This window comes from Sphingomonas sp. Sphisp66 (assembly GCF_047324325.1).
In the GTDB taxonomy this organism is placed as follows: domain Bacteria; phylum Pseudomonadota; class Alphaproteobacteria; order Sphingomonadales; family Sphingomonadaceae; genus Sphingomonas.
On the sequence record NZ_CP168508.1, the window covers coordinates 2,501,495 to 2,528,365 of the forward strand.

Consider the following 26,871-nt stretch of genomic DNA (forward strand, 5'->3'; position numbering starts at 1 on the left):
CGCCTTTGGGTCACTAAGCTGGGACAACAGGAGCCATCCCCCAAATTGACCGCCACTGCACCCCGTAAACGCCTTTCTCCCGAAGAATCCCGCGACGCCGCGCTCGAGGCCGCGCGCGAACTGTTGCTCGAGGCCGGGCCGGGTGCGGTGACGCTGAAGGCGGTGGCGGCGAAGATCGGGCGGACGCACGCCAATCTGCTTCACCATTTCGGCTCGGCGGCAGGCCTGCAAAAGGCGCTGGCAGCCAATATCGCCGGCAGCGTGACCGGGAAGATCGGCGCCGCGGTGATGCGCGCCCGCGCCGGTGACCATGACGACCACGAAGTCGTCAACCTGACCTTCGACGCGTTCGACAAGGGCGGCGCCGGCGCGCTGGCGAGCTGGATGATCCTGACCGGCAACCAGGACGCGCTCGATCCGATCCTGGAGGCGATCCACCGGCTGGTCGACGAGCTGGCCGAAGGGCATGACGACAAGACGCATTCGCTCCATGAGGAAACGCTGCAGCTGGTGCTGATGGCAGTGGGCGATGCGCTGCTCGGCGCGCCGATGGCCCGTGCGCTCGGCCTGCCGCGCAACAAGGCCCGCGAGATCGCCGCGGCGCAGCTGTCGCGCACCATGGGCGAGCATCACGGGCACCAGCATATCCGCGAGGAGTAACCGCAATGATCCTGTTCCCGATCGCGTTGCTGTCGCTGAGCGTACCGGACAAGACCTGCAATCTCTCCGCCCAATGGGGCGACAGGCTGCCGAAGAAGAGCGCCAACGCGCATGCGGTGCGCGACCAGGGCGGACAGGCGCTCTGGGGAATCCTGCCGGCCAGCGACACTTCGCTGGAGGACTTCGCCAGCGGCGCCGGCCGCGAGACCCCGCGCCGGCCGATCATCCTCTATGCCGCCGGCACGGACTGCGCGGTGATCGAGCGCTATGCCGCGATCATCGAGACCTCGGCCAATTGCGCGCCGGACTGGTGCGTGGTGAGCTACAAGCCGGTAGCCGTTAAAGCGGACTAGGCCGCAGACTCATAAAAGCGGCCTTTCGGCTTAAGCCGAACGCTTACAGGCACCATAGCTGATAAGTATATCGGCCCGATTGAAGCCACTTCGACCGCGGCGTCGTCAGCGATCTTCGTGAAAATCCCATTCTCGGGAAGCACCAAGACGAAAGCGGAAGCCTTTTTATTGGTCGACGCAACGGCAGCTGAACGCCCAGTTGCCAAATTACCAGGGCACGAGCCCGTTCAGCGGCGTTTGCATGCTTTCCTATTCCCTTGAAAAGCCACAGGCACTATTACTTTGGACATGTGGTCAGAATTCAGATCTCTTGCCGCACGGATCGGCTTGTCTCCGAAGAAGGTAGCGGAGATCGAACGTGCAGGACTTCCGTCACTTGTTGAGGATCCGTTGAACCCGGAAGTCCAATATCGGGTTCGTCCTGACGCTGACTGGACCGAGCGACTGGACCAGGCCTGGAACGGAACGCTTGCCAGAAGCCGGAGGGAACCGGCTGGGACGATATCGATTAGCGACGGACTGCTGACGATCACGAAGGCTGACGTGTTCGAGACCGGCATCACAGTCCCGGTTGCTCCGGGAGAGTATGAGGTGACTCTCGTCCTCGCGCACAGCGGGGCGGAAGATACCTACGATTATGAAGAGCATGTCTCGCACGCGTTTGCTCTACTGCGAGGCGAGAAGAAGGTGGTGTCGATCGAGCCACTGGAAGATGAACATGGCACAGAACTTGGCGTAGTTGCCTATGCAGTCGCATTTGCGAGCGCTGAAGTTTTTCAGCAGATTGCCGGGCATCATGCGGGCCGCTGGACGCTAAGGATGGGCGAGTTGTTGCATCCAAAATCAGCGGAAGGAAGCGCGCTGAATCTCAGTCGGCGAAGGTTGAGAGCGATGACGGCTCGGGCGCGGCCATCATTTTCCATGGCGGCTATGGAAGAGGAGATTATCCCGTATTCAAGCTGACCAATCGGAACGGGGAGGCCGTGGGCCTGATGGTCGATTTCTTCGTCGATAATAGGCCATGGTAGCCACGACAGCTAACGCGTTACGCGGAGCCAACCGTCATCACACTCTCGCAAGCGGACGGACCGCTTCCCACCCATACCCGGACGCTCGGCCCTCCCTGTCGAAAGCGGCCGTTTATGAGTTCACGGCCTAGTCCGGAATCTGCCTTCCTTTTCCCGGCGAAGGCGGGGCCCCAGACTAAGCGTACGCGTCGGAGACGCGCCAGGGCGCGTGACTTTCAAGTCTGGGCCCCGGCCTTCGCCTGGGAAAGTAAGGAAGTCGGGAAAGTAAAGCCGGAGCAGCCTGCCCCTACGCCGCCGCCACCCGGCCCGAGCGGCGTGCTTCCTGCGCCATCGCCTCTTCCACCGCCGCCGCCAGGCCCGCGATGGTGAAGGGCTTGCGCAGCACGGTGCGGCCGCCGAACATCGCCGCGTCCGCCTCGCCCGCGAAGCCGGTGACGAACAGCACCGCGACGCCGTCGATCCGGTCGCCCAGGCCGGCGATCATCTCGGGGCCGGTCTGGCCGGGCATCAGCACGTCGGAGACGATCAGGTCGAGCGACCGCAGCGTCGCGATCGCGCCGGGCGCGGCATGGGGATCGTCGCAGCCCATGGCCTGGTGGCCGAGCTCCTTGAGCGCCCCCAGCGTCGCGGTGAGCACGCGCGGGTCGTCCTCCACCACCAGGATTTCGAGCGGCCGGCAGCTATACACGGGAACGCCCTCGGACGCGGGCGCTGCCTCGGCCATCGACTCGCCGAGATGGCGAGGCATGTAGAGCGTCACCCGGGTGCCCTTGCCCGGCGCGGTGTCGATGCCGATCTCGCCGCCCGACTGGCGGACGAAGCCGAAGATCTGGCTGAGCCCCAGCCCGGTGCCCTTGCCCACCGGCTTGGTGGTGAAGAAGGGCTCGAACACGCGCGCCAGCACCTCGGGCGTCATCCCCATGCCGGTGTCGCCCACCTCGATGGTGACGTAATCGCCCGCGACGCACTCGCCGACCTGGTTCTCGGCCAGACTGGTGCCGCCGGTGACGAAGCTGAGTGTCCCCTTCCCCTCCATCGCGTCGCGCGCGTTCACCGCGAGGTTGAGCAGCGCATTCTCGAGCTGGTGGCGATCGACCCAGATCCGCCAGCCGATGCCCTCGTCCGACGTCGCCACCGCGATGCCGTCGCCCAGGGTACGGTCGAGCAGGTCGGCCATGCCGTCGATCAGCGCGCCGGCTTCCACGGCCTCGGGCAGCAGCGGCTCGGCGCGGGAAAAGGCGAGCAGGCGGCGAGTGAGCGCGGCGGCGCGATTGGCGCCCTCCATCGCATTCTCGATATGGCGCTGCGCATCGGGGCCGCCGGTGTGGAGATGGCGCTTGGCGAGCTCCAGCCCGCCCAGCACAACGGCCAGCATATTGTTGAAATCATGGGCGATGCCGCCGGTAAGCTGGCCGACCGCCTCCATCTTCTGCGCCTGGCGCAGCTGCTCCTGCGCCGCCTCGCGCTCGGTCGCCTCGGCGCGCAGCTGCTCGGTCGCATCGGCGACGGCGCGCTGCAGCTCGACCGAGCGCTCGCGTTCGGTCTCGGCATTGGCGTCGGCAACGGCCCGGTCACCCTGCGCCTCGATCGCCATCCAGCCGAGCAGCACCGCGCCGAGCACGATCAGGACGCCGAATCCGGTGAGCACCCGTGACGCGAAGCCCGAATTGGCGAGCAGGTCCGCCGCCGCCTTGGTGCGGTCGTGCAGGATGATCCGTTCGGAATCGACCACTTCGTTGAGCACCTGCTCGAGCTGGGCGCGGGCCGGGCTCAGCCGGACCTGGTAATAGCTGCCCCAGGCGTCGCTGTGCCGCTTGTAGGTCGAGTAGAGGGCGGTGGTGGCGAGCTCCTTGCCGCGGGCGTCGAAGGCCTGTTTCAGCCGGACGATGCGGGCCTGCTGGGCGGGATTGTCGGCGGTGATCTGCTTCAGCCGCGCCAGCTGCTCGCCGGCGCGGCCCCACTGGTCGCCATATTGCTGGCCGAGATTCTTGTCGGCGCTGACCACATAGCGGCCGAGCGCGGCCTCCGCCCCGGCGATCGCACCGGAGAGCTGGTTGGCACGCATGATCACGTCGAACGTGTGCTGCTGGCGCGCGATCGCCCGGTCACGCTCGGCATCGGTGCGCTGCTGGAGGAGCGCCACCGCGACGAGCACGGCGATCCCCAGCAGGGCAAGCCCGCCGAGCATCAGGAACCGCCAGTTGGTCGCCCGAATGGCACGTTCCAGAGCGGTGTTACTCTCACTCATTACGGGATCGTTTTTAGTCGAGCCCGGGCGCACAGGAAAGAGTCCTCAGCCGATAACGCCCACGGCCTGGCCCGCCGCCTTGAACATGCCCAGCACGCGCTGGATCTGTTCAGGCGTATGCTCGGCGCAGAGCGAGCAGCGCAGCAGGAAGGTGCCGGCCGGGGTCGCCGGCGGACGGGCGAGGTTCACGTAGAGGCCGCCCTCGAGCAGCGCCTGCCACATCATCGCGCCCTGGACCTGATCCTCGAGGATCACCGCGATGATCGCCGAATCCGGGTTCTCGGTGCCGAGCTTGAAGCCCATTTCCTTGAGGCCGCCATGCAGCGTGCGAGCGTTCTCCCACAGATGCGCGCGCTTGTCGTGCGCGTGCATCAGCTTGCGGATCGACATCGCCGCGGTCGCCACCACGCTGGGCGGCAGCGAGGCGGTGAAGATGTAGGGGCGGCAGGCCAGGCGGATCGCCTCGAACTTCGGGTGGTTCGACACGCAGAAGCCGCCGACGGTGCCGACCGACTTGGAGAAGGTGCCGACGACGAAGTCGACCTGGCCTTCGAGGCCCTGCTCTTCGTAGACGCCGCGGCCGTTCGGGCCGAAAAAGCCCATCGAGTGCGCTTCGTCCGACAGCACCATCGCGCCGTGCTTCTTGGCGACCTCGACCATTTCCTTGAGGGGGGCGATGTCGCCGAGCATCGAATAGACGCCCTCGAGCACGACCAGCTTGCCGGCTTCCTTGGGCAGGCGGCCGAGGCGCTTGTCGAGGTCCTCGACGCTGTTGTGGCGGAAGCGGACGATCTCGGCATTGCCCTGCTTGCAGCCGTCATAGATCGAGGCGTGGCTGTCGGCGTCGAGGATGACATACTCGCCCTTGCCGACGAGCGTGGAGATCATGCCGAGATTGGCCATGTAGCCGGTCGAGAAGACGATCGCGCCCGAGACGCCGTAGAAGTCGCGCAGTGCCTGCTCGACTTCCATGTGATCCTGGAAGGTGCCGTTGAGCATGCGGCTGCCATTGGTGCCCGAGCCGAACTTCTCCAGCGCGTCCTTGCCCGCCTGGATCACGTCCGGGTCGAAGGTCATGCCCATGTAATTATAGGTGCCGAGCAGGATCGTGTCCTTGCCCTTGATCACCGCCTCGGTCGGCGACTTCACCTGCTCCATCACCACCGCATAGGGATCGGTGACGCCGCTGGCGAGCAGGCGCTCGCGCTCGTTGATGAGCGCGTCGAACTTCGACATCAGGTCGGTTTCGGGCGCGACTGCGGCCGGGTGGGCGGGGAGCGCGTCGGCGGTGTTCAGGCTGTCGGTCACGTCAAATCAGCCCTTGAGCTTCTGCACCGCGTCGACCAGCTGGCCGATATTCTCGATCTCGGCCTGCATGTTCATCGTGATGATGATGTCGAACTCGTCCTCGATCGCCGCGACGAAGTCCATCACGGTCAGGCTGTCCCACTCCAGGTCCCCGGCGAAGGTGGTGCTGTCGGTCAGCGCGACGCCCTTCTTGTTGAAGGGCTCGATCTGGGCGGTGACGGTCTCGAAGACGGAAGCGCGGTCGGTCATGGGGTCCCTCTAGTGGTATCGTTACCCAGTGCCAAGCGATTGCGGCAACAACGGGCCGGAGCCGGGGCAAGGCGCGACGGCAAAGTGAAGGGAGTCGCGGGAAATCATTCCACTTTGAATTGGGGCGATCCGGGGTGGCGCGGAAGCGCGCTTTCGCCAGTGGCGGGGCCGGGAGCCGGTCATGGGGAGGAGGGAACCAGAGGAAATCCTACATTGCAAGGCCGCCAGCGCATCTCGTCCCTTCCGTCATCCCCGCGAAGGCGGGGATCCAGGGTGGCAGAGCGATGTACCTTGTGACTCTGGATCCCCGCCTTCGCGGGGATGACGATGGTAGGGCGCAGATGGCAGGTCTGGATTTGGCGCACGGCCCATTCCCCGCTAGAGGCTCGCGATGCTTCGCCTTTCCGGACTCTATCTGCCGCTCGACCATTCGCCCGAGGCCCTGCCTGAGGCGATCGTCAAACGGCTGGGCATCGAGCCCGCCGAGCTGAAGAGCCATAGCGTCTATCGCCGCGGCAACGACGCGCGGCGGCGCAATGCGATCCAGCTGGTCTATACGGTGGATGTCGCGCTGACCGACGAAGCCGCCGTTCTGGCGCGCTTCCCCGACGACAAGGACCTGCGCCCGACGCCGGACATGACCTACAATTTCCCGGTGATGGCCCCGAACGGCTGGAGCGGGTTGCGCCCCGTCGTCATCGGCGCGGGGCCGTGCGGGCTGTTCGCCGGGCTGATCCTTGCCCAGATGGGCTTCCGCCCGATCATCCTCGACCGCGGCAAGGTGGTGCGCCAGCGGACCAAGGACACCTGGGGCCTGTGGCGCCAGGGCAAGCTCGATCCGGACTCGAACGTGCAGTTCGGCGAAGGCGGCGCCGGCACCTTTTCCGACGGCAAGCTCTATTGCCGGGTGAAGGACCCGCGCTTCCTCGGCCGCAAGGTGCTGGAGGAGTTCGTCAAGGCCGGCGCGCCCGACGACATCCTGTGGGAAGCGCATCCGCATATCGGCACCTTCCGCCTGGTCACGATGGTGGAGAGCATGCGCCGCACGATCGAGGCGCTGGGCGGCGAATATCGCTGGGAGACCCGGGTCGACGATCTCGAGCTGGAACGCCTGCCCGACGGCAGCCAGAAGATGCGCGGGCTCCATTTGCATGACGGCAGCTTCCTGGAAGCCGACCATGTCGTGCTGGCGGTGGGCCATAGCGCCCGGCCGACCTTCGAGATGCTCCACCGGCGCGGGGTGCATATCGAGGCCAAGCCCTTCGCCATTGGGGTACGGATCGAGCATCCGCAGAGCTGGATCGACCGGGCGCGCTTCGGCAATTGCGCCGGGCATCCCGACCTGGGCGCGGCGGCGTACAGCCTGGTGCATCACGCTTCGAACGGGCGCAGCGTCTACAGCTTCTGCATGTGCCCGGGCGGGCGCGTGGTGGCGGCGACCAGCGAAGAAGGCCGCGTCGTCACCAACGGGATGAGCCAATATTCGCGCGCCGAGTTCAATGCGAACTCGGGCCTCGTCGTCGCGATCGATCCGGCCAAGGACTTTCCGGGCGGGCCGCTGGCGGGCATCGAGCTGCAGCGGCACTGGGAGGATTTGGCGTTTATCGCCGGCGGCTCCAACTATCATGCGCCGGGGCAGAAGGTGGGCGACCTGCTCGCCGGCCGCGCCTCGACCGAGCTTGGCGAAGTCATCCCCTCGTACAAGCCGGGGGTGAAGATGACCGACCTGTCCGAATGCCTGCCGGGCTTCGTGATCGAGGCGTTCCGCGAGGCGCTGCCGGTGTTCGGGCGCCAGATCGCCAATTACGACCATCCCGATGCGATCATGACCGGTGTGGAGACGCGCACTTCCTCGCCTGTGCGGATCACCCGGGGCAAGGACTTCCAGAGCCTCAACGTCGCGCAGCTGTTCCCCGCGGGCGAAGGTGCGGGCTATGCGGGCGGGATCCTTTCCGCCGCGATCGACGGGATCAAGACCGCCGAGGCGGTGGCGAAGAGCATGATGGGGACGCCGGCCTAGGCTAGCGCGGGCTGCGCAGCGGGCTTGCGATGCGCCGCCAGGCAGGTCACCACGCTTGCCACCACCAGCACGAAGGCCAGCGCTTCGAGCGCGCTCGGCCCGCGATGTTCCCAGGCGAAGGCGTAGAGCAAGGCGAACAGCGTCTCGAAGGTGATCATCTGCCCCGCCAGCGTGAGCGGCAGCAGCCGGCTCATCCGGTTCCACAGCGCGTTACCGACGATCGAGGCGAACACCGCCACGCCGGCGGAGACCGCGACGAACAGCATCCAGTCCCCCGCCCCATGGCTGCGCGTGCCGAGCAGCAGCGCGAGCGGGATCAGCACCACGCTCTGCGCGCCAGTGGCGATGCCGATCAACAGGCTCCAGTCGTGCGAGGAGACACTCTTCAGCCGGGCGAGCAGATGGTTGTTGTACACCGCATAGGCACCCCAGGAGGCGAGCGCGCCGGTCGCGCAGGCCAGTCCGGCGAGCTGCGCCGCCGCGGGGCGGCTAGAGGGCTGGAACAAGGCCTGCCAGCCGATGCAGACCGCGCCGGCGGCGCAAAGCAGCAGCGACGGGGCGAGCCGGGCGAGCGGCACGGCATCCTTGGCGCGGCTGCCGACGATGGTGACAAGGACAGGCAGGAAGCCGATCACCAGCGCGGTGATCGCGGCGCCGCCAAGCTGTACCGCGCTGGCGAGGAGGACATAATAGAGCGTGTTGCCGAGCAGCGCGAGCCAGGCGAGCGCGCGCCACTCGCTCCCGCCCAGCTGCGCGGCCAGGCTGCGCCAGCGCGGCGCGACCAGCGCGGCGGAGATCAGGCCATAAGCGAGATAGCGGCCGATGGTCAGCTCGAGCGGGCCAAAGGCGCGGGCAAGTTCGGGCGCGAGGAAGACCAGGCCCCAGAGCGCACCCGCGGCCGCGCCGCAGAGCACCCCCAGCACCATCGACCGACGATCCGCCATCACCTTCCTCCACTGCCTAGGGCGGGGAATATCATCGTCGATGCGGGCTGAGCGCTCTTGATTTGCTGCCTGGATGCAACAAAAACTCGCTCCATGGCCGATCCGCAGGACAAATCTTCGCGTACGCTCGACAGCTTCGACCGGGCGATCCTTCGACTCGTGCAGGCGGACAACAAGATGCCGCAACGCAGGATCGGCGAGGCGGTGAACCTGTCGGCGGCGGCGGTGCAGCGGCGGATCGCGGCGATGGAGGCCGCGGGCGTGATCGCCCGCAACGTCGCGATCGTCGATCCTGACGCAGTGCCGCTCACCATCACTTCGATCGTCGAGGTGCAGCTGATCAACGAGCATGCGCCGACAGTGGAGCTGGCGCGGCGGATGTTCCTCGACACGCCCGAGGTCCAGCAATGCTATTACGTCACCGGCGGAGTGAGCTTCATGCTGGTGATCGTAACCTCGGACATGCGCGCCTATTCGGCGCTGACCAAGCGGCTGTTCGCCGAAAAGCCGTTTATCGCCAGCTATCGCTCGCTGATCGCGCTCGACCGGGTGAAGGCGGACACGAGCATTATTATTCCGTGAGGCGCATTACCCCTCTCACCCGTCATCCCCGCGAAGGCGGGGATCCAGAGTCACCTAGGACAGCACTCTGTTACCCTGGATCCCCGCCTTCGCGGGGATGACGGGTGGAGTCAGGCAGCGTCGCGCGATTTCTCCTCGCCGCCCAGCGCGACCGCCTCGATCCAACAATCGACCTGGCCGGCGATCTTCCGGAGCAGGCCGGCGTGGAGATGGGTGACGTCGGACATCTCGTCCGGTCCGGCGATGTCCGCCACGTCGAGCACCCAGACATGGTCGGGATTCTCGCGCGCGGCCTTGCGCCAGATCGCGTTGAGGCGGCGGCAGCGATCGGGGGTGAGGTTGTGCGCCGCGCGATACTTGTCGTCGGGCGCGTCCTCGGGCGGCAGGACGACCAGCATGCGGCGCTCCTGCTCGATCAGCATGATCAGCGTGCGGACAACGCAGGTCTGGTACAGGCCGATATCGACCAGCGGCCAGCGCTCGCCCCAGCGCCCGTCCAGATAATCGACCGCAGCGCCATAGACCAGGAAGGGCGGGAAATCCTGATCGCGCCAGCTGCCATCGTCCATCATCCGCATCGCGAACAAGCGGGGGTGGTGATCGAACTCGATCGCCGGGCGGAAGCGGCTGTAATGGGCGATGCCGCCGGACTGGCAATCGAACATGATCCGCACCGCCGGCTCGGCCATCAGCTGGGGCGCCTGCTCGGCGAGGATCGCGCTGCGGACCTCGGGATCGTGGAAATCGGCATCAGCGATCCAGTCCGGCTCGGTACGGTCGAAATCCCAGCCGCCGGTTTCGATGTCCGGCCATTTCTCGCGGACCTTGGACAGGGCGTAAGCCTCGACGCCCATGTGCATGATCCGGCAGGAGAATGTGAAGTGGATAAAGGCCCTGGTCTCGCGATCGACCATGACGAAGCCGACCAGGCCGTGGCGGCCATAATCGTCCCAGGCGAAGATCGACCAGCTGTCGAAGCGGACGACGTCGATGATGTCGGCCTCGAGCCGGGCCTGTTCGACGCGCGAGCCGGTGTAGTTGAGCTGGTTCGAGCGGTTGATCAGGTCGGCGATGCGCGGGGCAAAATCGAGATTGTCCATCAGATAGGGCGCACTGGCGCGGATGCCGCAGGTGCGCAGGAATGCGTGGTTCGAGAGTGCGGGCACGGCAGCGCGATCGGCCTTGCGGCGCTCCATCATCCGGTAGCGCTCGACCCGGCTCTTGCCCGGGGGCGTGAGCGCGAGCAGGCCGGCGAGGTGATCATCGGCGTCGGACAGGGTGATCTCGAGCAGCTGGATCTCGGGAATCGCGTGCGCGACCTCGCGCAGGTTCACCGGATTGTCGTCGACGAACAGGACGTCGGCGGGACGGAGCTGCATGTCGGCGATGATCGCGCGGATCGCCTCGGGCTTCGGGGTGAAGGCGATGTGCGGGAAGACGAATTCGTCCCACAGCCCCAGCTCACGCAGCTTCGCCTCGCCGGTGGCATGGTCGTTCTTCGAGCAGATCGAGGAGACGACACCGCGCGCATTGAAGGCGCGGACCAGCTCGGCACGGTGGCGGTGGAGCTGCACGGCGTCACCGTCCGCGAGCGTGCCGGACCAGAGCGTGTCGTCGAGATCCCAGATGATGAGCTTGAGCATCCTTCATTTTAGGATGCTTCGCGGCTCAGCGGGTCAGAGCAGTCCCTGCTGGCGATACCAGGCGGCGGTGGCGGCGAGGCCGGACTCGGCTTCGACCTGGGGCTTCCACAGGTTGGAGGGCGGACGGCGAGCAGCGTCGATCACCCAGTCCTCGTGGCAGAAATAGGCGACGCGGTCGGGCGTGAGCTTGGCGTTCTTGCCGCGGACCAGCCGGTCCATATGCGCGCCGGCCATCAGCAGCATGCGCGGGAGCGCGAAGGACGCAACACGCTTGCCGAGCGCGGTGCCGATCGCCTGGGCGAACTGCTTGTGGCTCCAGCCGCTCTCGGTGCCGTCATCGGCGTCGAGGATCTGGTTGCAGCCATCGGTGGTGGCGAGCGCGAGCAGCAGGCGGCCGAGGTCACCGACCTCGATCAGCGAGATGCGACCGCCGCGCGGCATGAGCGCGAGGCCCTTCTTCGCCAGCCGGAACAGCTCGAGCATCTCGAGGTCGCCGGGGCCGTAGATCGCCGGCGGGCGGACGATCGCCCAATCCAGGCCCGAGGCCATGACCAGCTTGTCGCCTTCCGCCTTGGACCAGCCATAGGCGGAGAGATCGGGCTCGCGCGCGGCAAGCGAGGAGACATGGACGAAGCGGCCGACACCCTTGGCCTTCGCCGCGTCGAGCATGTTGCGGGTGCCGTCGATATTGCCGGCGGCGAAGCCCGCCTTGTCGGGGGCGTTGACCACGCCGGCCACATGGATGACCGCGTCGGCGCCTTGGCACAGCTCGGCAAGGGCGGCGATGTTGTTCAGGTCGCCCTGCACCCAGGTGATGCCCGCGCGCTCGGCCTGCTGGCGGCGGGTGAGAGCACGGACGTGATGGCCGGCTTCGAGGGCAAGGGCGATCAGGCGGGTGCCGACAAAGCCGGTGCCGCCGGTAAGGGCGATGGTGGTCACAGCAGCGCCATATGGCTGCGGTGGACGAGTGTCGAGCGCGGGGCGTAGCCGAGCAGCTCGGCCTGTTCCTCGTTGCGGCGGCCGAGGATGCGGGTGGCGTCTTCGCTCGGATATTCGGCCAGGCCGCGGGCGAGCGGCCTGCCGTCGGGGCCGGCGATCACCACCAGATCGCCGCGGGCGAAGACCCCCTCGATACGGTTTGCGCCCGCGGCGAGCAGGCTTTTGCCCTGTTTCAGCGCCTTTACCGCGCCTTCGTCGACATGAACCGTGCCGCGCGCGGTGATCCCGCCGGCCAGCCAGGCCTTGCGGGCCGGGGCCGCCTTTTCCGCGACGAACAGCGTGTGCTTCGCCTCGCTCCCCAGCGGATGCGCGATCCGGCCCGAGGCGATGGCGAGATGTGCGCCGGCGGCGTTGGCGATGCGCGCCGCGGCGATCTTCGAGACCATGCCGCCCGATCCCATGCCCGAGGCCGAACCCCTGTCGGCCATGTTCTCGATCCCGCCGTCGATCCGCTCGACACGGGGGATATGGACCGCGCCGGGCAGCGCCGGGTTGCGGTCGTAAAGCCCGTCGACATCGGAGAGCAGCACCACGCCCCCTGCCCCCGCCGCCTGGGCGACGCGCGCGGCGAGGCGGTCATTGTCGCCGAAGCGGATCTCCTCGGTGGCGACGCTGTCATTCTCGTTGAGCACGGGCACCACGCCCAGGCCGAGCAGCCGGTCGAGCGTGGCGGCTGCGTTGAGATAGCGGCGGCGATCCTCCAGGTCGCCGAGCGTGACCAGCATCTGCGCGGCGGTGAGGCCATTGGCGCCCAGCACATCGGCCCAGACGCGGCTCAGCTCGATCTGGCCGGTGGCGGCGGCAGCCTGCGCATCCTCGAGGCTGGCGCGGCCGCCCCTGGCGAGCTTGAGCCGCCGGGCGCCGAGCGCGATCGCACCCGAGGAGACCACCGCGACCTGCTGCCCCGCCTTCACCCGCCCGGCGATATCGGCGGCGATCCCCTCCAGCCAGGCGCGGCGCACGCTGCCATCCGGATCGACCAGCAGGGCCGAACCGATCTTGACGACGATGCGCGGGCAGGAAGCAGGCGGGAAGAGCGACATGGCCGCCGCTATATGGTCCCCCGCCCCATCCCGCCAGACAGGAAGGCTTGGGAGACCCGTGAGAGCGGCTATTCCTCGGTGCGGAGGAGAACGGCCTCGCCGATCATCAGGAACAGCAGGAACGGCGCCCAGGCGGCGAGGAACGGCGGATAGGCGCCGAGATTGCCCATCGCGAGCGCGAAATTGTCCGCGACGAAATAGAGGAAGCCGAGCGCCATGCCGATCACGGCACGGACGAACAGCTTGCCCGAGCGGGCGATGCCGAAGGCCGAGACGGCACCGAGCAGCGGCATCAGGATCGCCGAGAGCGGCCCGGCCAGCTTGTGCCACAGCGCGCCTTCGAGCGCATCGGTCTGGCGGCCGGCGACCTTGAGGTCCCCGATCGCCTCGTTGAGCGCGAAGAAGCCCATCGAATCGGCATCGACATGCGCGAGGGTGAACTGGTCCGGGCGGAGGTCATGGCCGACGATGGTGGTGCCGACCTTGGTCTTCTGCCCGCTGGCGACGGTGAAGCGCTCGGCATTGTCGACGCGCCAGCCCTTGCCGTCGCGCACGCCGTGCGGCGCGGTGAGTATGCTGACCAGCGAGCGGTCCTGCCGCTCATAGACGGTGATGCCGTAGAGCTGCGCCGCATCGCCGCGCCCGCGGACCTGCTGCACCTGGATCAGATTGTTGTCGCCCTTCACCCAGACATTGCTGCGGTCGCCGCGATCGATCGGCAACGGGGCGTAGTTGACCTTCTTCCACTGCTCGAGCGTGGAGGTGGCGCGGGTGACGATGCGATCGTTGAAGCCGAAGGAGATGACCGCCACCACCATGCCGGTGAGCAGCAGCGGCGCCAGCACCTGGTGCGCGGACAGGCCCGAGGCCTTCATCGCGATCACTTCGCTGTTCTGGTTGAGCTGGCTCAGGGTCAGGATCGAGCCGAGCAGCACCGAATAGGGCAGGAAGGTCGCCGCGATCTGCGGCACGCGCAGGCTGACATAGCGCCAGATCTCGGCATCGCCATTGCCGGCATGGGCCAGGATCGTGCCGCTCTCGGTCAGCAGGTCGAGCGACTGGAGGATGAGCACCAGCGCGCCCAGGATGGCGAAGGTGCGCGTGAGGAACATGCGCGCCATGTAGGCGGACATGGTCCGCGACGGGAAAAAGCTGCTCATCATGCCGCAGCCTCCTCGCGGCGCAGTCTGCGGCGGCGCCCGGGCATGTAGCGCAGGACGAACTTGGTGAGCTTGGAGAAGACCTTTTCGAGCCCGGCGATCGGCTGGCCGCCCGGCACATAGGCGATCTGATAGTACATCCACATCACCAGCCCGGCGAAGACCAGGAATGGCCCCCACAGCGCGATGATCGGATCGACGGCGCCGCTGCTGCCGAACGACTGCCCGAACTCGTTGATCTTGTGATAGGTCACGATCATCACGATCGAGAGGAACACGCCCAGCGCCGAGGTCGAGCGCTTGGGCGGCACGCCCAGCGCCACCGCGAGGAAGGGCAGCAGGAACATCGAGGCGACTTCCGCCAGGCGGAAGTGGAAAGCCGCGCGACTGGTCTCGCGATCCTCGGTGCTCGAATTGGGATTGCGGCCGATCACCGCCAGCTCGGGCAGGGTCCGCTCGATATTCTTGCCGCCGCGGGTGCGGAACTGCTCGTATTTGGGCAGCGGGATCGGCAGATTGTGCGTGGTGAAGGTGAGCACGCGCGGCACCGGCGAGTTGCGGTCCTGATGGACCAGCGTGCCGTTCTGCAGGCGGAAGATGATCACGTCGGGATCGTCGGAGCGCAGGAACTGGCCGCTCTGGGCGGTGACCGCCACGGGCGTGCCGTCCTTGGTCATCATCTGCACGAAGATGCCCGAGAGCTTGCGGCCCTCGTCCTTGCTCTCCTCGATGCGCAGCGTCATCTTGGCGCCGAAGCTGGTGAACTCGCCTACCTTGATCGAGGCGCCGAGCGCACCCGAGCGCAGCTCGAAGCGAAGCTGCTCGTAATTGTAGCGCGACCAGGGCTGGACGAAGCCGACGATCGCCAGGTTGAGCGCCGCCAGCGCCATCGCATACATGAAGGGCACCTTGAGCAGGCGCGTATAGCCCATGCCCACCGCGCGCAGCACGTCGAGCTCCGACGAGGTCGCCAGGCGGCGAAAGGCGAGCAGGCAGCCCAGCATCAAGCCGATCGGGATGCCGAGGCCGAGATATTCGGGGAGCAGATTGGCGAGCATGCGCCAGACGACGCTGACCGGCCCGCCCTCGGTCGCGACGAACTCGAACAGGCGCAGCATGCGGTCGAGCACCAGCAGCATTGCCGATATGAGCAATGTCGAGATCAGGGGCACCGCGATCAGCCGCGCCATGTACCGATCGATCGAGTTCATCTGCGCGCGACGGTTGCCTTAGGTTTATTCTCGCCGGCGCGCGGGGCGCCGTCCTAGTCAACCGAAAGCCTATACTCCCGGTTCCGGACAGCGCCAGCAGGAAAGTTGCGCGAGCGGATCGTTGGCCAAGGGTTTCGGCCTGATTGCACAACCTCTCAAATGCGGTGAGACGATTGGCGGATGGGCAGCATTAGTTCGATCGCCAATCCCGACGACCAAATAAATCGTTGCGCCTCCGGCATGCCGAACCATACGATCCCAAGATGACCGAGACAGAAAGCGGCACATCGCCGATCCAAGCATCCACCCGATTAGCAGACTATGCCTCCTTCGCAGCTTCCGCGATTCTAACCGTCGCCTCCCTGCTCTATTTTGGCGGAAACAGCTTTAGAGGCAGCCAATTCAACGATCTGGGAATCGAGCCAACACTTTCCCCTCTATCCATTCAGGACACGCTGGCCGCGGGCGCCCTGCCCGTCGTGGTGACCTTAGCACTGGCCGCATTCTTATATCTCGCCTTCACGAGGCTACACTTTCTGCACACCATGCTGCAGAGCCCGAGAATCAAGGAGAACATGAGCGACCCGGTCGATCGCACCATCGTAATTGGGCTGCTGCTGATCGGGGGCGTGCTTGTTTCCTCTCTCGCGGGAGGCTTTCTCGGTCGGGAAGTGAACAGGATCCTGCGGGAAAAAATCAAATACGAATGCCACCAAAAATGCTTCATCTACGACGATGGCAAAGTTGGCATCATGGGCATCTCGATTGCACAGGATAGCCAGCGAACCATAATAATGACCTCCAAGGGCGTGCGTATTATGGAAACCGCCAAGATCTGGAAGGTACGGCCAGCAACGCCGATAAGATAGACCAAGGCGAATCCGCGCCAGCCCCCTCAGTAACGCAGCGACGGATTCCGCGGCGTCGTATCGGCGCCTTTCGGGTCGAGCTTGCCCCTGTCCGGATCGACCATCGGCGCGGCCGCCGCGGCCTGGGCGCGCTGCTGGCGCCATTGCTCGGCCTGGCGCTGCCCTTCGGCATAGCCCGGGCTGGCCCGCATCTGGCGCTCCATGTCGAAGAAGCGCTCGGCTGAGCTGATCGCCTTGCCATTCTCGATCTGGACGATGAACTCGTCGAGCACCTTGGCCATCGCCTCGCGCACCTTGGGGTTGTAGTTGGCCATCGCCGCCCTGCCCTTGAAATCGGCGTCGAAGCTGAGCTTCGTCTTGCGGCCGCCGTCGAGCGGCTCGAAGCGGAAGGTCAGGCGGATCGCCTCGGCCCCGTCCTTGCTGACGCTATAGTCGATCGAGCGCGAATCGACGCTGGTCACCTTGGGCCAGCTGAGCCCCTGGCCGGGTCCGTCGCCCTTCCAGCCGTCTTTGGCGCCGTTCAGCACCAGATCGAAGCCGCGCCAGGTGTCGTGCGGCGTCGCGTTGACCGTGCGGACCACGTCCGCGCTGCTGTAGCTCGACATCGCATAATAGCCGCCGCCGCCCAGCAGCGCGCATCCGATCAGTGCCTCGCGGATCATCGCCCCAATCCCCGCCGTTGATTTCGGCGCGATTGTCGCGCGCCACCGTAAATAGTCCGTCACCATGGGGTGACGGATTTGCGACATTCGCCTATGGGCCTGCGATGCATTTCCTGGACCAGGCAAAGATCTTCGTCCGCTCCGGCGCGGGCGGCCCGGGCGCCGTGAGCTTCCGGCGCGAGAAGTTCATCGAATATGGCGGCCCCGACGGCGGCAATGGCGGCAAGGGCGGCGACATCATCTTCGAGGCGGTCGCCGGCCTCAATACGCTGATCGACTTCCGCTACACCCAGCATTTCCGCGCGCCGCGCGGCAGCGGCGGCGCGGGCTCGAACCGCACCGGCGCGGGCGGCGAGGACCTGGTCATCCAGGTGCCGATCGGCACCCAGGTGCTGGCCGATGACGAGGAGCGCACCTTGCTGCTCGACATGACCAAGGAAGGCCAGCGCGTCGTCTTCCTGCGCGGCGGCGACGGCGGGCGCGGCAATGCCAGCTACAAGACCTCGACCAACCGCGCCCCGCGCCAGCACGGCACCGGCTGGCCGAGCGACGAGGCCTATGTGTGGCTGCGGCTCAAGCTGCTCGCCGATGCGGGACTGGTGGGCCTGCCCAACGCCGGCAAGTCGACCTTCATCAACCAGGTGACCAACGCCCAGGCCAAGGTGGGCGCCTATGCCTTCACCACCACCCGCCCCCAGCTGGGCGTGGTGCGGCACAAGGAGCGCGAGTTCGTCGTCGCCGACATCCCGGGCCTGATCGAAGGCGCGGCGGAAGGCGCCGGCATCGGCGACCGTTTCCTGGGCCATATCGAGCGCTGCCGGGTGCTGCTGCACCTGGTCGACGCCAATGGTCCCGATGTCGCCGAGAGCTACCGGATCGTGCGCGGCGAGCTGGAGGCCTATGGCGCCGGACTGGTCGACAAGCCGGTAGTGGTGGCGCTCAACAAGATCGACATGCTCGACGACGAGCTGATCGCGGCGCTCTCCGCCGAGCTGGAGGAAGCGAGCGGCGGGCCGGTGATCCCGATCTCGGGCGCGAGCGGCGTCGGCGTGGACTGGGTGCTCGACCAGCTGCTCGAGGCGATCGGCACCGATCACGGCAAGGTCGCCGAGGATGACGAGGGCGAGGACGCGATCGAGTGGTCGCCGATTTGAAGCTCGCCAAATAACCTTCGTCACCCCGGCCTTGTGCCGGGGTCCACTACGCCTCCCGAACTGCCAGAAGAGCCTCTTGCTCCTCCCTCGCCTCCCGGTGGACCCCGGCACAAGGCCGGGGTGACGGGTCAGTGTGGGGCGGATGAAAACAAAAAAGGCCGGACATCGCTGCCCGGCCTTTTCCGTTTCAGTCGTTCCGCTGGTTCAGCGGGCGCCCATCGTGCTGGCGGCGAGGCGGTGCATCAGCCCGCGCAGCGAGGGGTAGTTGGCCTTGTGATAGGCCGAGGCCTCTTCGAGCGCGTCCGACAAGCGGCGGTGCGCCTCGTTCAGCGCGTGATAGGGCAGGCTCGGCAGCAGATGGTGCAGCGCGTGGTAGCGCAGGCCGATCGGCGCCCAGAGATAGGCCATGAAGCCCGGCGTCGGCACGTTGACGCTGTCGAGATACTGGGCGGTGACGGTGAGCGGCTCGCCGTCATTCTCCCAGAGATGCGCCACCAGCGTGCGGACCTGGTTGATGACCGCCACGCCCGCGATCACCCCGAGATAGATGGCGAAGGCGTGCAGCGGGATGATCCCCGTCGCGACCAGCGCGAGCAGCGCGATCGAATAGATGCTGGCGCCCAGCTCCTGCCAGAACCACTGGCTCTTGAGCTCGCCCTCCGGAGGACGGCGCTCGAAGGCCGGGTTGATCTTCAGGCCCGAATATTTGGCGACGACGACGCGGCGCAGGCTGGGGATCACCGCCGAGAGCGGCGCCAGCACGGCGAAGCGGATCAGCATGGCGACCGGCAGCAGCACCGCGGCGAGCAGGAACACCGGCAGCGTCCACGGCTTCATCATCGCGAGCGGCAGATATTCGGGATCCTCGACCGTGCCATAGCGGGTACGGGCATGGTGGAGCGTGTGGACGCCCTCATAGGTGAAGCTCGGCACGAGCAGCGGGATGCCGACCAGCAAGTTCCAGCCGAGCCGGAAATTGGGCAGCAGCGCGTGCTTGAGATGGGTCAGCTCGTGGATGAACAGGCTGGCGCGGTAGAGCGCGAGCACCGCCACCACGCCGGCGAGCAGCGCCAGCGGCACGCTCGGCACCAGCATGGCCGCGGCAAGCGCGCCATAGCCGATCCCGGCCGACACGAACATGTCGGTCCAGTAGATGCGCGGATTGGGCGTGTGCAGGTCGCGGGTCAGTTCGGCCGCGGCGCGCAGCATCGCGCGATCGTCGGGGACGCCGGAAAGCTTGATACGCGCCGGGGCCGGGGTCGTCGCCGGCTCGGCATCATGGATCTTCAGGGCAAGCGATTTCGTCATGATGTCTGCCATTTGGCGGGAGATAGTGGCTTTATGGTGGCATTCCAGGGGTCAGGGAGAGGCACCCCGGCCCGCCATGATTGCCGCGCTTGACACTGAACCGCTGGCGAAGGACTGCATTGCGCTGAATCAAACCTCAGGAAGGGTTTTCCCCTTGGCCAGCGGCCCGCTCAGCATCCGTCCCGTCTCCTCCAAGCGCGACACCAAGCAGTTCATCGAAGTCGCCTACCGCCTGAACAGCGGCGACCCGGCCTGGGTGCCGCCGCTGCGCGACGAGGTGGCGGGGACGATCAGCCCGAAGAAGAATGGCTGGTTCAGCCATGCCGAGGCACAATATTTCCTCGCCGAGCGCGACGGCGAGGCGGTGGGCCGCATCTCGGCGCATATCGATTTCCTGGCGCTGGAAATGCCGCCCGAGCAGGGCTTCGGCCCGGGCACCGGCTTCTGGGGCATGTTCGAGGCCGAGGACCAGAATGCCGCCCGGGCACTGATCAACGCCGCCGAGGACTGGCTGCGCGGCAAGGGCATGACCCGCGCGCTCGGCCCGGTCAGCCTGTCGATCTGGGAGGAGCCCGGCCTGCTGGTGAAGGGGCACGACCATTCCCCCACCGTGCTGATGGGCCATCACCCGGCGAAATATCAGGGCTGGATCGAGGCGGCAGGCTACAAGCCGGCCAAGTCGCTGCTCACCTATGAGCTCGACGTCAGCAAGCGCTTCCCGCCGCTGATCAACCGCATCGTCGAGAATGGCGAGAAGAACCCCAAGATCCGCATCCGCAAGGTCGACAAGTCGAAATTCGACGAGGAAGCCGCGATCATCCTCGCGATCCTCAACGACGCATGGTCGGACAATTGGGGCTTCATCCCCCTCACCCAGCCCGAGATCGACGATGTCGGCAAGAAGCTGAAGCCGCTGGTGTTCGAGGACCTGATCATGATCGCCGAGCTCGAAGGCGAGCCGGTGGCGTTCATGGTCACCCTGCCCGACCTCAACGAGGCGGTGAAGCCGCTGGGCGGCTCGCTGTTCCCGTTCGGCTGGGCCAAGCTGCTGTGGTGGCTGCGCAAGCCGAAGGTGCGGACGATGCGCGTGCCGCTGATGGGCGTGGTCAAGCGGCTCCAGGCGTCGCGCATGGCGAGCCAGCTGGCCTTCATGATGATCGAGTACATCCGCCGTGCGGCAGTGGCCAATTACGGCGCCAGCCGCGGCGAGATCGGCTGGGTGCTCGACGACAACCAGGGCATGAACGCAATCGCCTCGGCGATCGATTCCTGGGTGAACCGCGAATATGTGATCTACCAGAAGCCGCTCTGAGCGCACTGGACGCGACCAGCCGGCCTGTTCCTGGGGGAACAGGCCGGCACCGGTCGGGGCATGACCGGGGGGAGCACCGGGCGGCGGCGAACGCTCACAGAATCCGCCGCGCGACGCTCCAGGGGTCTCAGCGGGCCTGCTTGATCAGCTTCAGCGGATCGACGCCGACCTCGAGCCAGTCGGCGCGGGTACGGCAGTCGCGCTTCTCGATGCGCGATCCGGTCGTCGTGGTGTCGATGCAATATTTGCGGGTGTCGTTCTTGGCTTCCGTCTGCTCCTGCCGCGCCTTGGGGGCGGCCGGATCGTTGGCGGTTGCGGCAACGGCGGGCGAAACGGCGCCGGCAACCAGGGCAACGCTGGCGAAAAGGGCAGCGGCGGCGGAAAGGGTCTTGCTGTGCATATCCATTACTCCTCGAACCTCAGACATGGACAGGCGCTGCTTTCCGCCTGTGCCTCATGCTTCGCAATCGGCGTGCCAATTTCTAGAAACTAGTAATATCAATGACTTATCTGATTATGACGGTGTGATGACGTGCTATAACACGGCAATACACACCAAATATTGGTGCGGGCGTGAAACAAGGCGTCCGAAAGCGGACACCGCGCTGTTCGGAAGCGGCCAGTTCTCCAGTCCGCGCGCCGGGAAAGCATCGCGGACAGAGCCTGCGCGATTCCGGGCTCCTGCTTTCGCAGGAGCACGGCTATTTGGATTTTCGGCTTGGGACCTTGTCCCGCCGCTTCGAATTAGCGGAGCGAGACCCAGGTCGGGGCATGGTCGCTGGCCTTTTCGCGGCCGCGATATTCCTTGTCGACGCCAGCGCCGAGATAACGGTCGGCAGCGATCGGGCTGAGCAGCAGGTGATCGATGCGGAAGCCCGCGTCGCGCTGCCAGGCGCCTGCCTGATAGTCCCAGAAAGTCCAGACGCCGCCGCCCGGGAAGCGGGTGCGCAGCGAGTCGGTCCAGCCCTGCGCCAGCAGTGTGCGATAGCGCTCGCGGCTTTCGGGCTGCATCAGCGCATCGGTCGCCATGGCGCGGACCGAGAAGGTGTCGTCGTCGTTCGGGATGACATTATAGTCGCCCGCCAGCACCACCGGGCGCTCCTCGGCGAGCAGCGCCTGGGCGCGATCGGCGAGGCGCTCCATCCATTTGAGCTTGTAGTCGAACTTGGGGCCGGGCTGTGGATTGCCGTTGGGCAGATAGATGGAGGCGACGATCAGGTCGCCGATCTCCGCCTCGATATAGCGGCTATGCGCATCCTCGGGATCGCCCGCCAGGCCACGCTGGCGCTCGACCGGCTGCTGGCCCTTCGCCAGCACCGCGACGCCGTTGAACCCCTTCTGCCCGTGCCAGACGGCACCATAGCCCGCCGCCTCGATATCCTTGACCGGCAGCGTCTCGTCGGCGCCCTTCAACTCCTGGAGGCAGACCACGTCCGGCTGCTGCTCGGCGAGATACTCGAGCAGGCGCTCCATGCGCGCCTTGATGCCGTTGACATTGTAGCTGACGATCTTGGGCAAGGGGCGCTCTTCAGACGGAGAAGCTGGTGCCGCAACCGCAGCCCGAGGCTGCGTTGGGGTTGGTCACGGTGAAATGCGCGCCGCCGAGATTGTCGACGAAGTCGACAGCCGCGCCGCGGACCAGGTCGAGGCTGATCGAATCGACGACCAGCCGGACGCCGTCGAGCTCGGCGACGGTGTCGTCGCCTTCCACGTCCTCCGCGAAGCCGAACTTGTACTGGAAACCCGAGCAGCCGCCGCCCTCTACCGAAAGGCGGAGGATCGCGGGCTTGCCCTGCTTCGCCGCGATCGCCGCGACGCGCGCGGCGGCAGACGGGGTCAGTGCGATCTCGGGCTGGGTCAGCGTTGCCATGGGGTGGAGATAGTGGCGTGGGGGCTGGGAGGCAATGCATCTAGGCCGTGCCCGAACCTCCTTCTGTTCCCCGGCGAAGGCCGGGACCCAGTTGCGATGTCTTTCGTGAGGCTCCGGCGCCTTCGCTAGCGCGCCGAGACTGGGCCCCGGCCTTCGCCGGGGATCTGGTCAGGAATCGACGACGCGTCGTCTGCCTAGGCCGCCCAGGCGGCGATGTCGTCCTGCTGGCCGATCAGGGCGAGTCCGTGGGCAATCGATGTCAGCTCGCCGCCGCTGGCGATGCGCTCAGCGCCGAAGCGATCGGTGAACAGCCGGCGGACGCGGGGGGTGAGCGAGGTGCCGCCGGTGAGGAAGACCCGGTCGATCTCGGCGGGCTCGACGCCGGCCTGGGTCAGCGCCTGGTCGACCGCCCCTTCGATCCGCGCGATGTCGGGCGCGATCCACGCCTCGAACGCGGCGCGGGTGACGGCCGCCTCGATACGGAGGTCCGGGCCCTCGAAATGGAAATGCGCCTGCTCCTCGGCCGACAGCGCCCGCTTCAGCGCGCCGACCGCGTGGTAGAGCTGATAGCCCATCTCCCCCTCAACGATCGCGATCATCCGCTCGATCGCCTTGGGATCGAGCGCGGCGCGGCGCAGCTTGTCGAGCTCGGCCAGCGTCTTGCGGTTGCGCATCAGCGCGAGGCGCGACCAGTCCGAGAAGTCGGTGAACCAGCCGCCCGGGATGTCGAGAATCTTGTCGAACGAGCGATATTTCCCGCCCTTGCCGAGCATCGGCAGGATCAGGTGATCGACGATGCGCTGGTCGAACCGGTCGCCGGCGATGCCGACGCCGGCATGGGCGAGCGGGGTGCAGCGGCGCGGCGCCCCGCGCTCGGCAATGCGCACCACCGAGAAGTCGCTGGTGCCGCCGCCGAAATCGGCGACCAGCACGGTGGCGGGCTCGTCGAGGCGCGAGGCATAGCTGAACGCGGCGCCGAGCGGCTCATAGACATAGTGGATTTCGGCGCCGAAGCCTTCGAACATCATGTCGTAGCGGGTGCGGGCGAGCGCCGCATCGGGCCGGGCGCCGGCATATTCGACCGGACGGCCGACGATGACGCGGCCCGCCTGCCCATCGAGCGCACCCTTGGCCTTTTCGCGCATCAGCCGGAGGAACAGCCGGCCCATCTCCTCGAACCGGTAGCGGCGCTCGAAGACGATGGCATGCTCGAAGCTGGCGCTGGCGGCGACCGACTTGAACGACTGGAGGAAGCGGCTGGTCTCGGGGGAATCGAGATATTCGGCGATCGCCCAGGGGCCGGCGGCGACTTCGAGCGCGCCGCGGGCATTGCCTTCCTCCCAGAAGCACAGGGCGGAGCGGAAGACCGCGTCGTCGTCTTCCGGCCCCTGGAGCAGGACGAGATCGGACACCTCCCCTGTCGCGCGCGCCGCGACAGAGTTGGTGGTGCCGAAATCGAAGCCGAGAGAGGATGAAGAAGCCATGATCCGGCGCCTCATAGATTGGGCCGCCGGATTTTCCCACCCGGGCATTGCGGACGGGCGGAACGCCACTAGCCTGCTCGCATGGCTTATGTGGGTGGCCCCGATTATGAACGTGCGGCGCGCGCGACCGGCTATGTGGCATTCGGCGCGATGCTGATCCTCGCCGTCTATACCGCCCTGCGGCCGGGCACGCCGCCCCCCGCCAACAGCAAGGCCTATGGTTGCTATACCAATCCGGCGACGGCAGCGATCCGTCTGGACCGGGAGGGCATGGCGATCTTCCAGTCGGATCCGATCCGGATCGGCTATCATCTTGAGCGCGGCAAGACCGGCATCATGCTGACCGCGGAAGCGCCGATCAGCGCCGACCTGGTGGGAAAGCGCTATCTTTACTCGATCGGCTCCCGCGGGATCGGCCTGTTCCTCCCCTTCTTCAACGAGCAGAACGGGCGCAGCTATGGCGAGTTCGACGAGGACAGGCTGCAGCAGTTCACGATGCTGGCGAATAACGGCGTCGAACTGGCCTATCGCAAGGCCGATCCCGGCGCCTGCGATCAACGCGCCTCCTAGAGAAACGGAGAGGCCACAAAAGAAAGGGGGCCGCCTACACGGGCAGCCCCTCTCCTCTCCTGACTCTGAAAGTCGGTGTTACTTGTTCTTCGCCGGGCCGCCCACGCCGCCCTGGACGCGGTCCTGCACCGAGGCGAGATACTCGCCGGTCTGCAGGAAAGGGATCGGATTCACGGCCTTGCCGTCCACGCGCACCTCGTAGTGGAGGTGGCTGCCGGTCGAGCGGCCAGTCGAGCCCATCAGGCCGATCAGCTGGCCGCGCTTCACGCGGGCATTGTCGGCGACGATGATCTTCGAAAGGTGACCATAGCGCGTCTCGATGCCGCGGCCATGGTTGATCTGGACGAGGTTGCCATAGCCGCCCTGGCGGCCGGCATGGCTGACGACGCCGTCGGCGGTCGCATAGATCGGCGTGCCGAGCGCGCCGGGAATGTCGACGCCGGCATGCATCGCGGCGGTGCCACGGAACGGATCCGAGCGGACGCCGAAGTTCGACGTGAAGGTCAGCTTGTCGACCGGCTGCATCGACGGGATCGAGATCACCGTCTGCTCGAGCATGTCGAGCTTCTTCCAAGTGACGAACAGCGCGCGGAACTGGGCGTCGGCGGCTTCGGCCGAGGCATCGCTGCCGCTCGCATTGTCGTTGTCGATCGGCTCATAGGGGCCGCCCATCGCCGGCACCTTCACATAGCGCTCGGGCGAGAGACCAAGGCGGCGGAGCTCACCGGCGGTCTGGTTGTAGCGGGCTTCGCCGGCGGCGCGGGCCTTGCCGGCCATCGCGACCTGGCGGGCCTCGACCTGCTTGAGCGGCGCGAGGACTTCGCTGGCAACGGCGCTGGTGCGGGCCGAAGTGTTGGGGAGTGGCTGCTCGATCACGGCGCGGTCGCCCTTGCCGGTGAGCGTCGCGCTGATCAGCGCCTGGTGCTGCTCGACACGCGCTGCCTGGAGGCGGGCGGCCTCCTTGGCGGCGGCGACATCGGCCTGCATCTTCTCGACCTGCTCGCGCATCTTGGCGACCTGTGCCTCGGGCGAGGCGGGCGTGCCGGTCACTCCGCTGATCGCGATCGCGCCGACGGCGGCCTGGGCCACGCCATAAGCGGAGAACAGCACGGTGACGGTGCCGACGCCGGCGAGCAGCGCCTGGGTGCGGCCGGCGATGCTGAAACGCTTCAGGTCGCGGCCGTCATGAAAAATAAAATCGCGGGTAGTGAAGAAAGCACGGAACCGCTGAGCTGCGGTAGCGGTTTTAGAGTTCGACGCCTTAGCCATGATTCCCCGGCAAGTTTCATGGAAGCAAGCACCGAAACGCGACCCGGTTGCCCTACTTCTATTGTCATCCGTCGCAGGAAGCAGCCCCTCCGCCTTCTGGACGGTGGCTTGTGACCCGAGGAGTCAGCTCACCGCAAGAGGTTGGTAATAATCCCGGGACAAACCGGCTGAGTCGCGCGCCGAGTCGTTGAACGGTGGCTTAATTGCTCCGCGGAAATGCCGTGCAACCAACGCATGCCATGTTGCATGCGGCACAAGATTCAAGTCGCGACAACGCGATTCGAACCACACCGTTCCGGCGCGAACATGCCGGATTTCGTCGTTCACGATCCGTGTGAGGATGCGGGTGGTAACCGCATCATCCGCGGCGGAAAATCGCTCGATCGTGGCCGGCGTGACGTCAAGCCCGCGCGCCTCCAGCACCATCGGCACCACCGCCAGGCGGGCAAGCGAATCATGCGCGGTCTCGGCCGCGGCATCCCACAGCCCGTCATGCGCGGGCATGGCGCCATAGAAGCTGCCCAGGCTCCTGAGCCGGCGATCGAGCAGGGCGAAGTGCATCGCCTCGTCGGCGCCCACGCCCATCCAGTCATCGGTGAAGCCGCGCGGATATTCGCCGCCGAACCGGCCGGCCGCGTCGAACGCCAGGTCGATCGCGGAGAACTCGATATGGGCGAGCGCATGGATCAGCGCGATGCGGCCGCGCTCCGATCCGCCCTTGCCGCGCTTGGGCATGCGGTTGGGCGGAAGCAGCTCGGGCTGGTCCGGCCGCGCCGGACGATCGGGCATCATGACGTCGAATTCGAAAGCCAGCCGGCCGAGCCGCCAGTCGCGCGCAGCGGCACGCGCCGCCTTGATCTTGTCGATCGGCGCCGCCGCGGTCAGCGCCGCGTGGCAGGCCTGGGCGACGCTGCGGGCGGTCATG

Annotated in this window: 26 protein-coding genes; 9 read left to right on the plus strand and 17 right to left on the minus strand. The window is 66.6% G+C overall.

Translation table 11 applies throughout. The features are described from left to right. Positions 1-45 precede the first annotated feature (45 nt). The 3 genes from ACEN8G_RS11790 to ACEN8G_RS11800 all read left to right on the plus strand — a co-directional run bounded on the left by ACEN8G_RS11790 (position 46) and on the right by ACEN8G_RS11800 (position 1,976). Complete coding sequence (locus ACEN8G_RS11790; RefSeq protein ID WP_307120637.1) at positions 46-660, plus strand: TetR/AcrR family transcriptional regulator; 615 nt, start codon at positions 46-48, stop codon at positions 658-660. Positions 661-665: 5 nt separating this feature from the next. Next, positions 666-1,013 (plus strand): hypothetical protein, encoded by a 348-nt coding sequence (locus ACEN8G_RS11795; protein ID WP_413416230.1) that lies wholly within the window; start codon positions 666-668, stop codon positions 1,011-1,013. A 288-nt stretch (positions 1,014-1,301) separates the two neighbouring features. Next, complete coding sequence (locus tag ACEN8G_RS11800) at positions 1,302-1,976, plus strand: hypothetical protein (RefSeq protein ID WP_413416231.1); 675 nt, start codon at positions 1,302-1,304, stop codon at positions 1,974-1,976. Between the two features lie 351 nt (positions 1,977-2,327). On the opposite strand, the gene ACEN8G_RS11805 is transcribed toward ACEN8G_RS11800, so the two are convergent. From ACEN8G_RS11805 to ACEN8G_RS11815, 3 genes are all read right to left on the minus strand, one after another. Then, a complete protein-coding gene (locus tag ACEN8G_RS11805; protein ID WP_413416232.1) occupies positions 2,328-4,289 on the minus strand; it encodes an ATP-binding protein in 1,962 nt (653 codons plus the stop codon). A 45-nt stretch (positions 4,290-4,334) separates the two neighbouring features. Then, entirely contained in the window at positions 4,335-5,525 is a 1,191-nt protein-coding gene (gene spt, locus ACEN8G_RS11810; RefSeq protein ID WP_413416233.1) for a serine palmitoyltransferase, read from the minus strand. Positions 5,526-5,603: 78 nt separating this feature from the next. After that, a complete protein-coding gene (locus ACEN8G_RS11815) occupies positions 5,604-5,846 on the minus strand; it encodes an acyl carrier protein (RefSeq protein WP_116842527.1) in 243 nt (80 codons plus the stop codon). Positions 5,847-6,237: 391 nt separating this feature from the next. Here ACEN8G_RS11815 and ACEN8G_RS11820 point away from each other — a divergent pair, with 391 nt between their 5' ends. Beyond that, positions 6,238-7,866 (plus strand): NAD(P)/FAD-dependent oxidoreductase, encoded by a 1,629-nt coding sequence (locus ACEN8G_RS11820; protein WP_413417719.1) that lies wholly within the window; start codon positions 6,238-6,240, stop codon positions 7,864-7,866. On the opposite strand, the gene ACEN8G_RS11825 is transcribed toward ACEN8G_RS11820, so the two are convergent. Then, positions 7,863-8,810 carry a DMT family transporter gene (locus ACEN8G_RS11825; protein WP_413417721.1) on the minus strand — a complete coding sequence of 316 codons (948 nt, stop codon included), beginning with the start codon at positions 8,808-8,810 and terminating at the stop codon, positions 7,863-7,865. The genes ACEN8G_RS11820 and ACEN8G_RS11825 overlap by 4 nt on opposite strands. Positions 8,811-8,903: 93 nt before the next feature. Here ACEN8G_RS11825 and ACEN8G_RS11830 point away from each other — a divergent pair, with 93 nt between their 5' ends. Continuing rightward, positions 8,904-9,392: an Lrp/AsnC family transcriptional regulator gene (locus tag ACEN8G_RS11830; protein WP_413417723.1), complete on the plus strand. Its 489-nt coding sequence runs from the start codon at positions 8,904-8,906 to the stop codon at positions 9,390-9,392. Between the two features lie 110 nt (positions 9,393-9,502). Here the strand turns inward: ACEN8G_RS11830 and ACEN8G_RS11835 are convergent, their stop codons facing one another. From ACEN8G_RS11835 to lptF, 5 genes are all read right to left on the minus strand, one after another. Beyond that, positions 9,503-11,035, minus strand: a complete 1,533-nt coding sequence (locus ACEN8G_RS11835) for an HAD-IIIC family phosphatase (protein ID WP_413417725.1) — start codon at positions 11,033-11,035, stop codon at positions 9,503-9,505. A 33-nt stretch (positions 11,036-11,068) separates the two neighbouring features. Then, on the minus strand, positions 11,069-11,974 hold the full coding sequence (locus ACEN8G_RS11840) for an NAD-dependent epimerase/dehydratase family protein (RefSeq protein WP_413417727.1): 906 nt from the start codon (positions 11,972-11,974) through the stop codon (positions 11,069-11,071). Then, complete coding sequence (gene proB / locus ACEN8G_RS11845) at positions 11,971-13,077, minus strand: glutamate 5-kinase (protein ID WP_413417729.1); 1,107 nt, start codon at positions 13,075-13,077, stop codon at positions 11,971-11,973. Before proB ends, ACEN8G_RS11840 begins: the two co-directional genes overlap by 4 nt. A 68-nt stretch (positions 13,078-13,145) precedes the next feature. Next, positions 13,146-14,240, minus strand: coding sequence for an LPS export ABC transporter permease LptG (lptG, locus tag ACEN8G_RS11850; protein ID WP_307120628.1), 1,095 nt, complete (start codon positions 14,238-14,240; stop codon positions 13,146-13,148). Next, positions 14,237-15,448 (minus strand): LPS export ABC transporter permease LptF, encoded by a 1,212-nt coding sequence (gene lptF, locus ACEN8G_RS11855; RefSeq protein ID WP_413417732.1) that lies wholly within the window; start codon positions 15,446-15,448, stop codon positions 14,237-14,239. Before lptF ends, lptG begins: the two co-directional genes overlap by 4 nt. Before the next feature lie 263 nt (positions 15,449-15,711). On the opposite strand from lptF, the gene ACEN8G_RS11860 reads away from it, so the two are divergent. Next, entirely contained in the window at positions 15,712-16,317 is a 606-nt protein-coding gene (locus ACEN8G_RS11860; RefSeq protein ID WP_413417734.1) for a hypothetical protein, read from the plus strand. 26 nt (positions 16,318-16,343) lie between these two features. Here ACEN8G_RS11860 and ACEN8G_RS11865 read toward each other — a convergent pair whose 3' ends face one another. Then, complete coding sequence (locus tag ACEN8G_RS11865; protein WP_413417736.1) at positions 16,344-16,979, minus strand: SRPBCC family protein; 636 nt, start codon at positions 16,977-16,979, stop codon at positions 16,344-16,346. A 104-nt stretch (positions 16,980-17,083) separates the two neighbouring features. Between ACEN8G_RS11865 and obgE the strand changes: the two genes are divergently transcribed. Continuing rightward, on the plus strand, positions 17,084-18,133 hold the full coding sequence (gene obgE, locus ACEN8G_RS11870; protein ID WP_413417738.1) for a GTPase ObgE: 1,050 nt from the start codon (positions 17,084-17,086) through the stop codon (positions 18,131-18,133). A 204-nt stretch (positions 18,134-18,337) separates the two neighbouring features. Here the strand turns inward: obgE and ACEN8G_RS11875 are convergent, their stop codons facing one another. Further along, on the minus strand, positions 18,338-19,441 hold the full coding sequence (locus ACEN8G_RS11875; protein WP_307120624.1) for a fatty acid desaturase family protein: 1,104 nt from the start codon (positions 19,439-19,441) through the stop codon (positions 18,338-18,340). A gap of 154 nt (positions 19,442-19,595) precedes the next feature. Between ACEN8G_RS11875 and ACEN8G_RS11880 the strand changes: the two genes are divergently transcribed. Beyond that, on the plus strand, positions 19,596-20,753 hold the full coding sequence (locus tag ACEN8G_RS11880) for a GNAT family N-acetyltransferase (RefSeq protein ID WP_413419311.1): 1,158 nt from the start codon (positions 19,596-19,598) through the stop codon (positions 20,751-20,753). A gap of 127 nt (positions 20,754-20,880) precedes the next feature. Here ACEN8G_RS11880 and ACEN8G_RS11885 read toward each other — a convergent pair whose 3' ends face one another. From ACEN8G_RS11885 to ACEN8G_RS11900, 4 genes are all read right to left on the minus strand, one after another. Beyond that, positions 20,881-21,153 carry a hypothetical protein gene (locus ACEN8G_RS11885; protein ID WP_413415108.1) on the minus strand — a complete coding sequence of 91 codons (273 nt, stop codon included), beginning with the start codon at positions 21,151-21,153 and terminating at the stop codon, positions 20,881-20,883. A gap of 344 nt (positions 21,154-21,497) precedes the next feature. After that, positions 21,498-22,271: an exodeoxyribonuclease III gene (gene xth, locus ACEN8G_RS11890; RefSeq protein ID WP_413415109.1), complete on the minus strand. Its 774-nt coding sequence runs from the start codon at positions 22,269-22,271 to the stop codon at positions 21,498-21,500. A gap of 10 nt (positions 22,272-22,281) precedes the next feature. Next, positions 22,282-22,623 carry an iron-sulfur cluster insertion protein ErpA gene (gene erpA, locus ACEN8G_RS11895; protein ID WP_413415110.1) on the minus strand — a complete coding sequence of 114 codons (342 nt, stop codon included), beginning with the start codon at positions 22,621-22,623 and terminating at the stop codon, positions 22,282-22,284. A gap of 194 nt (positions 22,624-22,817) precedes the next feature. After that, positions 22,818-24,107 carry an Hsp70 family protein gene (locus ACEN8G_RS11900; RefSeq protein ID WP_413415111.1) on the minus strand — a complete coding sequence of 430 codons (1,290 nt, stop codon included), beginning with the start codon at positions 24,105-24,107 and terminating at the stop codon, positions 22,818-22,820. Positions 24,108-24,188: 81 nt separating this feature from the next. On the opposite strand from ACEN8G_RS11900, the gene ACEN8G_RS11905 reads away from it, so the two are divergent. Then, a complete protein-coding gene (locus ACEN8G_RS11905) occupies positions 24,189-24,677 on the plus strand; it encodes a hypothetical protein (protein ID WP_413415112.1) in 489 nt (162 codons plus the stop codon). Positions 24,678-24,755: 78 nt separating this feature from the next. On the opposite strand, the gene ACEN8G_RS11910 is transcribed toward ACEN8G_RS11905, so the two are convergent. Together ACEN8G_RS11910 and ACEN8G_RS11915 are read right to left on the minus strand one after the other, a co-directional pair. Next, positions 24,756-25,946, minus strand: coding sequence for a M23 family metallopeptidase (locus ACEN8G_RS11910; RefSeq protein ID WP_413415113.1), 1,191 nt, complete (start codon positions 25,944-25,946; stop codon positions 24,756-24,758). Positions 25,947-26,069: 123 nt separating this feature from the next. After that, a complete protein-coding gene (locus ACEN8G_RS11915; RefSeq protein WP_413415114.1) occupies positions 26,070-26,870 on the minus strand; it encodes a ferritin-like domain-containing protein in 801 nt (266 codons plus the stop codon). Position 26,871 lies beyond the last annotated feature (1 nt).

Excerpts from the sequence above, each read along its gene's own strand:
- ACEN8G_RS11805 (WP_413416232.1), bottom strand. The coding sequence starts at position 4,289 with ATGAGTGAGAGTAACACCGCTCTGGAACGTGCCATTCGGGCGACCAAC.
- ACEN8G_RS11820 (WP_413417719.1), top strand. The coding sequence starts at position 6,238 with ATGCTTCGCCTTTCCGGACTCTATCTGCCGCTCGACCATTCGCCCGAG.
- ACEN8G_RS11815 (WP_116842527.1), bottom strand. The coding sequence starts at position 5,846 with ATGACCGACCGCGCTTCCGTCTTCGAGACCGTCACCGCCCAGATCGAG.
- ACEN8G_RS11915 (WP_413415114.1), bottom strand. The coding sequence starts at position 26,870 with ATGACCGCCCGCAGCGTCGCCCAGGCCTGCCACGCGGCGCTGACCGCG.
- ACEN8G_RS11825 (WP_413417721.1), bottom strand. The coding sequence starts at position 8,810 with ATGGCGGATCGTCGGTCGATGGTGCTGGGGGTGCTCTGCGGCGCGGCC.
- ACEN8G_RS11905 (WP_413415112.1), top strand. The coding sequence starts at position 24,189 with ATGGCTTATGTGGGTGGCCCCGATTATGAACGTGCGGCGCGCGCGACC.
- erpA (WP_413415110.1), bottom strand. The coding sequence starts at position 22,623 with ATGGCAACGCTGACCCAGCCCGAGATCGCACTGACCCCGTCTGCCGCC.
- ACEN8G_RS11885 (WP_413415108.1), bottom strand. The coding sequence starts at position 21,153 with ATGCACAGCAAGACCCTTTCCGCCGCCGCTGCCCTTTTCGCCAGCGTT.
- obgE (WP_413417738.1), top strand. The coding sequence starts at position 17,084 with ATGCATTTCCTGGACCAGGCAAAGATCTTCGTCCGCTCCGGCGCGGGC.
- ACEN8G_RS11860 (WP_413417734.1), top strand. The coding sequence starts at position 15,712 with ATGACCGAGACAGAAAGCGGCACATCGCCGATCCAAGCATCCACCCGA.
- ACEN8G_RS11865 (WP_413417736.1), bottom strand. The coding sequence starts at position 16,979 with ATGATCCGCGAGGCACTGATCGGATGCGCGCTGCTGGGCGGCGGCGGC.
- ACEN8G_RS11830 (WP_413417723.1), top strand. The coding sequence starts at position 8,904 with ATGGCCGATCCGCAGGACAAATCTTCGCGTACGCTCGACAGCTTCGAC.
- proB (WP_413417729.1), bottom strand. The coding sequence starts at position 13,077 with ATGTCGCTCTTCCCGCCTGCTTCCTGCCCGCGCATCGTCGTCAAGATC.
- spt (WP_413416233.1), bottom strand. The coding sequence starts at position 5,525 with ATGTCGAAGTTCGACGCGCTCATCAACGAGCGCGAGCGCCTGCTCGCC.
- ACEN8G_RS11795 (WP_413416230.1), top strand. The coding sequence starts at position 666 with ATGATCCTGTTCCCGATCGCGTTGCTGTCGCTGAGCGTACCGGACAAG.
- lptG (WP_307120628.1), bottom strand. The coding sequence starts at position 14,240 with ATGATGAGCAGCTTTTTCCCGTCGCGGACCATGTCCGCCTACATGGCG.
- lptF (WP_413417732.1), bottom strand. The coding sequence starts at position 15,448 with ATGAACTCGATCGATCGGTACATGGCGCGGCTGATCGCGGTGCCCCTG.
- ACEN8G_RS11910 (WP_413415113.1), bottom strand. The coding sequence starts at position 25,946 with ATGGCTAAGGCGTCGAACTCTAAAACCGCTACCGCAGCTCAGCGGTTC.
- ACEN8G_RS11900 (WP_413415111.1), bottom strand. The coding sequence starts at position 24,107 with ATGGCTTCTTCATCCTCTCTCGGCTTCGATTTCGGCACCACCAACTCT.
- ACEN8G_RS11835 (WP_413417725.1), bottom strand. The coding sequence starts at position 11,035 with ATGCTCAAGCTCATCATCTGGGATCTCGACGACACGCTCTGGTCCGGC.
- ACEN8G_RS11800 (WP_413416231.1), top strand. The coding sequence starts at position 1,302 with ATGTGGTCAGAATTCAGATCTCTTGCCGCACGGATCGGCTTGTCTCCG.
- ACEN8G_RS11875 (WP_307120624.1), bottom strand. The coding sequence starts at position 19,441 with ATGACGAAATCGCTTGCCCTGAAGATCCATGATGCCGAGCCGGCGACG.